We start from the raw sequence: 8693 nt of genomic DNA, 5'->3' as shown, positions 1-8693 counted from the left end.
GTTGGTTCGTGGGAAGTAGAGGCGCAATCACCGCCCACTGCTGATCATCAAGCCAGAACTCTCCTGCCATCATCAAAACTCCCATTGCCATCACAATGAATCACAGCGATCAATTTTGATCAATGGCTTGATTGGGTTTGGAGCCTAATGCATGTCGCCCAAAAGTGCGCAGCGGTTTTGGGACAACGACATGCATAAAAACAAAGATCTAATGGGCGTCGCATGAGGCCGATCCGGCGCGACGCGCTTGAGAGGTATCGTCAGCCCTGCTTCGCGCGCAGGCGGATCACCACGTCGACATGGGCGATCTCCATGCCCTCAGGCGGTTCCGGCAGATTGGCGATCGTCAGGTTGCTGACGGGTATGTCGAGCACCTCGTTCTCGCCTTCGACGAAGAAATGGTGGTGGTCGGAAACATTGGTGTCGAAATAGGTCTTGGCGCTCTCGACGGCGAGAACGCGGATGAGACCGGCTTCCGTGAACTGGTGCAGCGTGTTGTAGACGGTTGCCAAAGACACCGGCACGCCGGCGGCAACCGCCTCCTCATGCAGTTCCTCGACGGTCAAGTGCCGATCACCCTTGGCAAACAGGAGGTCGCCGAGCGCAACACGCTGGCGGGTGGGGCGCAGGCCCGCACAGCGCAGCCTTACCTCTATTGCGATCGGGAGTGCACCCGTCATCAAAACCAACTCCGGTTATTCTGGCATAAAGCAATCATGTTTCTTTAAGCGGTATAACTTTTGCATCAGAGCCTTTCAATAGTTCAATGGGGACAGGAGCCTGATAAACGCGGCAAAAACGGGCTTTTGACGCAAATAGGTCTGGTCCCGGCCCTAGCCTTCCTGTATGCGACCACCAAATAATGGCGTAAGCCTGGTCCGGGACGATGAATGAAGTTGCCTTGCTTGTGCTTCATTTTCTGAAGAACTTGGACTACACGTTCACATCCATCGGCTTGACGCGGGGGGAAAAAGAAACTTTATGACGACCAGACAGTCCAGCTTCTCGTATGAAGAACTCATCGCTTGCGCACATGGCGAGCTGTTCGGCCCCGGCAATGCACAGCTGCCCCTGCCGCCTATGCTGATGGTTCACCGCATCACGGATATTTCCGAAACGGGCGGCACCTTCGATAAGGGCTACCTCCGGGCCGAATATGACGTTCGCCCCGACGACTGGTATTTTCCTTGCCATTTCGAAGGCAATCCGATCATGCCGGGCTGCCTCGGTCTCGACGGAATGTGGCAGCTGACCGGTTTCTTTCTGGGCTGGCTCGGCGAGCAAGGCCGAGGCATGGCGCTTTCGACCGGCGAAGTGAAATTCAAGGGCATGGTCCGGCCGCAGACGAAGCTGATCGAATATGGCATCGACTTCAAACGTGTCATGCGCGGCCGTCTGGTCCTCGGCACGGCCGACGGCTGGCTAAAGGCGGACGGCGAGACCATATATCAGGCGGCCGACCTTCGCGTCGGTCTATCGAAAGACAAGACGGCCTGAAACCGCATTTCGAGCGGCTGACGAAAACAACAAAGGTTTGATCAGATGAGACGGGTAGTTGTCACGGGTCTGGGTGTCGTGTCCTCGATCGGAAACGACGCGGCCGAAGTCACCRAATCCTTGCGGCAGGCAAAGTCGGGTATCTCCTTTTCGAGCGATTTCGCCGAACATGGATTCAAGTGCCAKGTCTGGGGCAGTCCGAAGCTCGGTTCGGCGGAACTTGCCGAACTGGTCGACCGCCGCGCCATGCGCTTCCTGTCGCAGGGCGGCGCCTGGAACCATGTGGCCATGAAACAGGCCCTTGCCGATTCCGGCCTGGAAGAGAAAGACTACGCTCAGAATGAACGTACCGGCATCATCATGGGCTCCGGCGGTCCGTCCACCCGCACCCTGATCGAAGCTGCCGAGATCACCATAAAAAACAACAGCCCGAAGCGCATCGGCCCCTTCGCCGTGCCGAAGGCAATGTCCTCGACCGCATCGGCCACGCTCGCCACCTGGTTCAAGATCCACGGCGTCAATTATTCGATCTCGTCGGCCTGCTCGACCTCGGCGCATTGCATCGGCAACGCCGCCGAGATGATCCAGTGGGGCAAGCAGGACGTGATGTTCGCGGGCGGCCACGAGGATCTCGACTGGACGATGTCCAATCTCTTCGATGCGATGGGCGCCATGTCCTCCAAATATAACGACACGCCGGACAGTGCCTCGCGCGCCTATGACGTCAACCGCGACGGTTTCGTCATCGCCGGCGGCGCCGGCGTGCTGGTGCTTGAGGAACTGGAGCGCGCCAAGGCTCGCGGTGCCAAGATCTACGCCGAAATCGTCGGCTACGGCGCAACCTCGGACGGCTACGACATGGTCGCCCCCTCGGGCGAAGGCGCTATCCGCTGCATGCGCCAGGCGCTTGCCACCGTCAAAGGCGACGTCGACTACGTCAACACCCACGGCACGTCGACGCCGGTCGGCGACAGCAAGGAAATCGGCGCCATCCGCGAGGTATTCGGCTCGAAGATCCCGCATATCCAGTCGACCAAGTCGCTGACCGGCCATTCGCTTGGCGCTGCCGGCGTGCAGGAATCGATCTATTCCCTGCTGATGATGCAGCAAGGCTTCATCGGCGAAAGCGCCCATATCACCGAGCTCGACCCAGAATTCGAAGGCGTGCCGATCGTGCGCAAGCGCATCGACGACGCGAAGATCGACATTGCCCTCTCCAATTCCTTCGGCTTCGGCGGCACCAACGCCACGCTGGTCTTCCAGCGCTATAACGGATAATAATAATATGATGGGAATCATGCAGGGTAAGCGCGGGCTCGTCATGGGCGTCGCCAACAACCACTCGATCGCATGGGGGATTTCAAAAGCTCTCGCCGCACAGGGTGCGGAACTCGCTTTCACCTATCAGGGCGATGCGCTCGGCAAGCGCGTCAAGCCGCTTGCTGCCGAGGTCAGCTCAGATTTCGTGCTGCCCTGTGACGTCGAGGACATCGCCTCGGTCGAGGCCGTCGTCGACGCGATCAAGGAGCGCTGGGGCAAGCTCGATTTCATCGTCCATGCCATCGGCTTTTCCGACAAGAACGAGCTGAAGGGTCTCTACGCCGATACGACGCGTGAGAATTTCAGCCGAACCATGGTCATTTCCTGTTTTTCCTTCACCGAGATCGCCAAGCGCTGCGCTCCATTGATGGAAGATGGTGGCGCGATGCTGACGCTGACCTATAATGGCTCGACGCGCGTCATCCCGAATTACAACGTCATGGGGGTTGCCAAGGCAGCGCTTGAGGCTTCGGTGCGGTACCTTGCTGCCGATTATGGCCCGCGCGGCATCCGCGTCAATGCCATTTCCGCCGGCCCGATTCGCACGCTTGCCGGCGCCGGCATCTCTGATGCGCGCGCGATCCTCTCCTGGAACCAGCGCAATGCGCCGCTGCGCAAGACCGTCACCATCGATCAGGTCGGCAGTTCGGCTCTCTACCTACTCTCCGACCTTTCCTCCGGCGTCACCGGCGAAATCCACTTCGTCGACGCCGGCTTCAACGTCACCTCCATGCCGACGCTGGAAACGCTGCGCAAAGCGGATGTCGAATAACCACAACTCCGTTGAAAATCAAAAGGCCGTGCGCAGATGATGCGCACGGCCTTTTTCTATTAATCGCAATGGTTCGGTATCGAGGCAGCCTAAGCCCTATTTCTTCGCCCAGAGAACCTTGAAGCGGGCATTGCGGCAGGTTTCACCGCTTTCCCTGAAATTTGCCGCCAGAACCGGCTCGTAAGGCAGGCCGCGATTGGCGACGAGCATCAGGCGGCCGCCGCCGCGAAGGGCGGATGCGGCAGTCTTGATCATTGCCTGGCCGAGCGCCGGGTCGGCGGCGTGGCCCTCGTGGAAGGGCGGGTTCATGATGACGAGGTCGTATTTATCCTTGACCGGTTCGCCCGCCAGATCGTGCCAGAAGAAGCGCGCAGGCGCGTTCGGGCAGTTCTCCGCCAGATTATCCCTGGCGGCCTCCAGAGCCGCGTGATCGGCCTCGTAGAGGTCGAGGCGGGTCAGTCCACGCGACTTCTGCGCCAGTTCGGCGGAGAGGTAGCCCCACCCGGCGCCAAAATCCGCAACGTCGCCGGTGAAATCTTGCGGCAGGCGCGAGGCAAGCAGTTCCGATCCGGCATCGATCCGGTCATGCGAGAACATGCCGGCGGTTGCATTGAAACGGCCGTCGACACGCACCGGCGACTTTGCCAGCTTGGAGATAATCTCGTCGGCATCCGCCGGCCGGCCGAACCAGAAGGCAACGCCGTGATATTTCGGCATATAGTCGACTGCGAGATTGAAACCTTCCATCCGCTTGCGCAGCGGCTGGATGCCGTCTTCCTTCGCGCCGGCAACGACGATCAGGCCGCCGAGCCGCGTGCGGGCGATAGCGGCAGCCAGATTGGCCTCGTTCTCGCCCTTGTGCTTGGTGCAGAGCACCAGAGCGGCATCGTAGTCCTCGCCGTCGATCTCCGGCTTCGCCTCGATCCGCTGCGCCAGCAGCTGCCGATAGAGTGGCCGGAAGCCCTGGACGGCGCTGAGCGAGGCGGCGAAGCCTTCCGGCAACGCAAAGCCTGCCTCGGCGCCGAGGAAGAGCACGCGCTCGCCCTCGCCGGGCGCCTCGACTGTGCCGCTGGCAAAGGGATGGAACAGGGTCTTCAGCGTCTCGCTGCTCATGGTCTCGTCTCGTCTTAAAGCATGTCGCGCAAAAGTGTTCAGCGGTTTTGCGAGCACGACATGCGCCAAACCGAAGACCTGAAGGGCGGCAAGCGAATCTGAAAGATCGCCTCGCGCTTCAGGATACAAAAAAGGGCGCGGAAGCATTCCCGCGCCCGGTATTAAATCTGGAAGGCGGCTTATTCGGCCGCTTCTTCCTTCTTCTTCTCGTTCGCAATTTCCTGGCCGGTGGCCTGGTCGACGACCTTCATCGACAGGCGAACCTTGCCGCGTTCGTCGAAGCCGAGCAGCTTGACCCAGACCTTGTCGCCTTCCTTGACGACGTCCTGCGTCTTGGCAACACGCTCGGAAGCGAGCTGCGAGATGTGGACGAGGCCGTCGCGGGCGCCGAAGAAGTTGACGAAGGCGCCGAAGTCGGCGGTCTTGACGACCGTGCCTTCGTAGACTTGGCCAATTTCAGGCTCGGCAACGATCGAGTGGATCCACTTGCGGGCCGCTTCGATTTCCTTGCCCGAAGACGAGGCGATCTTGACGGTGCCGTCGTCCTCGATGTTGATCTTCGCGCCGGTCTTTTCGACGATTTCGCGAATGACCTTGCCGCCCGAGCCGATGACTTCACGGATCTTGTCGACCGGGATGTTCATGACTTCGATGCGCGGAGCGAATTCACCGAGCTGACCGCGGCTTTCGGTGATGGCCTTGGACATTTCGCCGAGGATGTGGGCGCGACCGCCCTGGGCCTGGCCAAGTGCGACCTTCATGATCTCTTCGGTAATACCGGCGATCTTGATGTCCATCTGCAGCGACGTGATGCCGTCGGCGGTACCGGCGACCTTGAAGTCCATGTCGCCGAGGTGGTCTTCGTCACCGAGAATGTCGGACAGGACAGCGAAGCGATCGCCTTCCAGGATCAGACCCATGGCGATACCGGCAACCGGCTTTGCCAGCGGAACGCCGGCGTCCATCAGAGCGAGCGAGGTACCGCAGACAGTCGCCATCGAGGACGAGCCATTCGACTCGGTGATCTCGGAGACGACGCGCAGCGTGTAGGGGAACTGCTCGACCGTCGGCAGCATCGGACGGATCGCGCGCCATGCGAGCTTGCCGTGGCCGATTTCGCGGCGACCCGGGGAACCCATGCGGCCGGTCTCGCCAACCGAGTAGGGAGGGAAGTTGTAATGGAGCAGGAAGCGCTCCTTGTACATGCCCGTCAGGCTGTCGACATACTGCTCATCTTCGCCGGTGCCGAGGGTGGCAACGACGATCGCCTGCGTTTCACCGCGGGTGAAGAGCGCCGAACCGTGCGTACGCGGCAGAAGACCGACTTCCGAAACGATCGGACGAACGGTCTCAAGGTCGCGGCCGTCGATGCGGCTCTTGGTGTCGAGGATGTTCCAGCGGACGATCTTCGCCTGCAGGTGCTTGAAGATCGCGCCGACTTCTTCGGCCGTGTACTTGGCTTCGCCTTCCTCGGGGAGGAAATGCGCCTTCACCTTCGCCTTGACGGCGTCGACGGCGGCGTAGCGGTCGGCCTTCTGGGTGATCTTGTAGGCATTGCGCAGTTCACCTTCGGCAAGGCCGAGCATCTCGTTTTCGAGAGCGGAGTAATCTGCCGGCTGGAAGTCGCGCGGCTCCTTGGCGGCAACTTCGGCGAGCTTAATGATCGCGTCGAGAACCGGCTGGAAGCCCTTGTGGCCGAACATGACGGCGCCGAGCATGACGTCTTCGTTGAGTTCCTTGGCTTCGGATTCCACCATCAGCACGGCGTCATAGGTACCGGCGACGACGAGGTCGAGGCTCGATTCATCCATCTCGTCGAGATGCGGGTTGAGAACGTATTCGCCGTTGATGTAGCCGACGCGCGCACCGCCGACCGGGCCCATGAAGGGAACGCCGGAGAGCGTCAGCGCAGCCGAGGTAGCGACCATCGACAAGATGTCCGGATCGTTTTCGAGGTCATGCTGGATAACGGTAACGACAACCTGCGTGTCGTTCTTGTAGCCTTCCGGGAAGAGCGGGCGGATCGGGCGGTCGATCAGGCGGGAAACCAGGGTTTCCTTTTCACTCGGGCGGCCTTCGCGCTTGAAATAGCCGCCGGGGATCTTGCCGGCTGCGTAGGTCTTTTCCTGGTAGTTGACGGTGAGCGGAAAGAAGTCCTGGCCGGGCTTCGGCGACTTGGCCGAGACGACGGTGGCGAGAACGACGGTTTCGCCGTAGGTGGCGAGAACCGCGCCGTCGGCCTGACGGGCGATCTTGCCGGTTTCGAGCTTCAGCGGGCGGCCGGCCCACTCGATTTCCACTGTGTGTGTATCAAACATCTCTTGTCCTTCAATGCGGGAGCACGCGCCATCGCCGATATCAAGGCGCAGCGCACAGTCGACCGCAATCAATGTGACGTATCACGGGCAAGACAACGGGAGGCTTTTCATCTTCGGCTTCCTCAGGAGTTCTTGAGAAACCGGGCCAAAGCTCATTGACAAGCCTTGGCCGAAAGCATCCGGCAATCCTGCCCCATGACAGGTCAACGGTTGGTTTGGCAGATCCGGCCCATCCGGGCCTGCCGGTCTTTCCACCGCGTAAAATAGGGCGCGGCTGGAACATTTCATCGGGAGCCGTGTCCCGAAACACATCCGGCGGGCGCTTGGGAAAGCGCCCGCCGGATAATCTTAGCGGCGGATACCCAGGCTGGTGATCAGCTTGGAATAGCGGCCTTCATCCTTCTTCTTGAGATAATCAAGAAGCGAGCGGCGGCTCGAAACCATCGTCAGCAGGCCACGGCGGGAATGGTTATCCTTCTTGTGGTCCTTGAAGTGTTCGGTCAGGTTGTTGATGCGCTCGGTCAGGATCGCGACCTGGACTTCCGGAGAACCGGTATCGCCTTCAACGGTCGCATATTCCTTGATCAGCGCAGACTTGCGCTCAGCAGTGATCGACATCGGGTGATCCTTTCTAAGAGGAGGAGATAGAGTCGCCAAAAGCCGGGATGTCGTCCAGCTTTGGCCGTGAATGCGAGCAGGCGAACCTGACGCTGGCGCTGCCTATAAACCAAATAAGCAGCGATGGAAAGAGGGGAGCTCCCGCAGCGGTTTTCAGCGGCCCGCCATGGCGTCCCAGATCATTGCATCGTAGCCCGCGGGATCCTGCAGCATGGCGAAATGGCTGGCGTCTTTCAGGATCACCAGCTTGGCGCCCGGAATGTCTTTCGCCATCATCTCCGTATGGTCGAGCTTTACGGCCTCATCATGGTCGCCGATGGCGAGCGTGACCGGCACCGCGATCTTTCCAAGATCCGCTGCCGTCCAGGCCGGCTGGGTCTTCCACATGTGGGAAATCTGTTTCACGAAGGCGTCGTACTCGTTCGGCGTCGGCGACAGCTTCTTGTAATATTCGCCGGCGACGTTGATGTAGTCGTTGAAGGTCTTGTTGCTCATCACGTCAGCCTTGAGGCCGTCGGTCGTGACGTTTGCCGCGTGGGCAATGACGCGCATCAGCTTCTCCGGATGTTTCATCGCCATGTCGATGCCGATGATTCCGCCATCCGACCATCCCACAAGTGTCACCTTGTCGATCTTCAGATAGTCGAGAAGCGCGACGTAGTCAGACGTCATCAGGTCGTAACCGAAGGGCTGCTGGCTGCGCGTCGAGCGCCCATGTCCGCGGCTGTCGGCAACGATGACCAGGTGATCCTTGGCAAAATCGGCGACCTGGTGACCCCAGACGTCGGCATTTCCAAGTCCGCCATGGATGAAGAGGATCGGCTCGCCTTCGCCATACTCTGCGTAATACATCTTGATGTCGTTCACATCGGCCATGCCGCTCGTCTTTGCCACCGGCATTGAAGGAAAGGCCGGAAGCTCGGCCCAGCGCTCGGCGGATTGAGCGCCGGCGACGGCAAGCAACATCGAAAAGAACGTCAGGATTGCGATAACAATTCCGCGCATAGTCTTCCCCCTGTCGGGCCGCCATGGCCCGACAGGGAAAATACCGCATT

General features: G+C 60.2%; 8 protein-coding genes. 3 read left to right on the top strand and 5 right to left on the bottom strand.

Annotation, left to right across the window (positions count from 1 at the left end):
• Positions 1 to 260 precede the first annotated feature (260 nt).
• A complete protein-coding gene (irrA, locus tag AC1ECN_RS08630; protein ID WP_024323164.1) occupies positions 261 to 680 on the bottom strand; it encodes an iron response transcriptional regulator IrrA in 420 nt (139 codons plus the stop codon).
• A 301-nt stretch (positions 681 to 981) separates the two neighbouring features.
• Between irrA and fabA the strand changes: the two genes are divergently transcribed.
• The 3 genes from fabA to fabI are packed head-to-tail and all read left to right on the top strand — an operon-like array spanning position 982 to position 3589.
• A complete protein-coding gene (gene fabA, locus AC1ECN_RS08625) occupies positions 982 to 1497 on the top strand; it encodes a 3-hydroxyacyl-[acyl-carrier-protein] dehydratase FabA (protein ID WP_003555774.1) in 516 nt (171 codons plus the stop codon).
• Positions 1498 to 1542: 45 nt separating this feature from the next.
• Positions 1543 to 2775 (top strand): beta-ketoacyl-ACP synthase I, encoded by a 1233-nt coding sequence (fabB, locus tag AC1ECN_RS08620; protein ID WP_477952728.1) that lies wholly within the window; start codon positions 1543 to 1545, stop codon positions 2773 to 2775.
• Positions 2776 to 2782: 7 nt separating this feature from the next.
• Positions 2783 to 3589, top strand: a complete 807-nt coding sequence (gene fabI / locus AC1ECN_RS08615; RefSeq protein ID WP_018070403.1) for an enoyl-ACP reductase FabI — start codon at positions 2783 to 2785, stop codon at positions 3587 to 3589.
• Positions 3590 to 3685: 96 nt separating this feature from the next.
• Here fabI and AC1ECN_RS08610 read toward each other — a convergent pair whose 3' ends face one another.
• The 4 genes from AC1ECN_RS08610 to AC1ECN_RS08595 all read right to left on the bottom strand — a co-directional run bounded on the left by AC1ECN_RS08610 (position 3686) and on the right by AC1ECN_RS08595 (position 8643).
• On the bottom strand, positions 3686 to 4702 hold the full coding sequence (locus AC1ECN_RS08610) for a class I SAM-dependent methyltransferase (RefSeq protein WP_026170769.1): 1017 nt from the start codon (positions 4700 to 4702) through the stop codon (positions 3686 to 3688).
• A 179-nt stretch (positions 4703 to 4881) separates the two neighbouring features.
• Entirely contained in the window at positions 4882 to 7020 is a 2139-nt protein-coding gene (pnp, locus tag AC1ECN_RS08605; RefSeq protein ID WP_026170768.1) for a polyribonucleotide nucleotidyltransferase, read from the bottom strand.
• A gap of 348 nt (positions 7021 to 7368) precedes the next feature.
• A complete protein-coding gene (gene rpsO, locus AC1ECN_RS08600) occupies positions 7369 to 7638 on the bottom strand; it encodes a 30S ribosomal protein S15 (protein ID WP_003544317.1) in 270 nt (89 codons plus the stop codon).
• Between the two features lie 153 nt (positions 7639 to 7791).
• Entirely contained in the window at positions 7792 to 8643 is an 852-nt protein-coding gene (locus tag AC1ECN_RS08595) for an alpha/beta fold hydrolase (RefSeq protein WP_130662609.1), read from the bottom strand.
• Positions 8644 to 8693: the final 50 nt, after the last annotated feature.

This window comes from Rhizobium sp. 01N447_2 (genome assembly GCF_056399245.1).
Note: the sequence above shows the minus strand (reverse complement) of the source record. Positions and strands in the feature narration are given on the sequence as shown.

Coding starts and splice junctions, on each gene's coding strand:
- irrA (WP_024323164.1), bottom strand. CDS start 680: ATGACGGGTGCACTCCCGATCGCAATAGAGGTAAGGCTGCGCTGTGCG.
- fabA (WP_003555774.1), top strand. CDS start 982: ATGACGACCAGACAGTCCAGCTTCTCGTATGAAGAACTCATCGCTTGC.
- fabI (WP_018070403.1), top strand. CDS start 2,783: ATGATGGGAATCATGCAGGGTAAGCGCGGGCTCGTCATGGGCGTCGCC.
- AC1ECN_RS08610 (WP_026170769.1), bottom strand. CDS start 4,702: ATGAGCAGCGAGACGCTGAAGACCCTGTTCCATCCCTTTGCCAGCGGC.
- pnp (WP_026170768.1), bottom strand. CDS start 7,020: ATGTTTGATACACACACAGTGGAAATCGAGTGGGCCGGCCGCCCGCTG.
- rpsO (WP_003544317.1), bottom strand. CDS start 7,638: ATGTCGATCACTGCTGAGCGCAAGTCTGCGCTGATCAAGGAATATGCG.
- AC1ECN_RS08595 (WP_130662609.1), bottom strand. CDS start 8,643: ATGCGCGGAATTGTTATCGCAATCCTGACGTTCTTTTCGATGTTGCTT.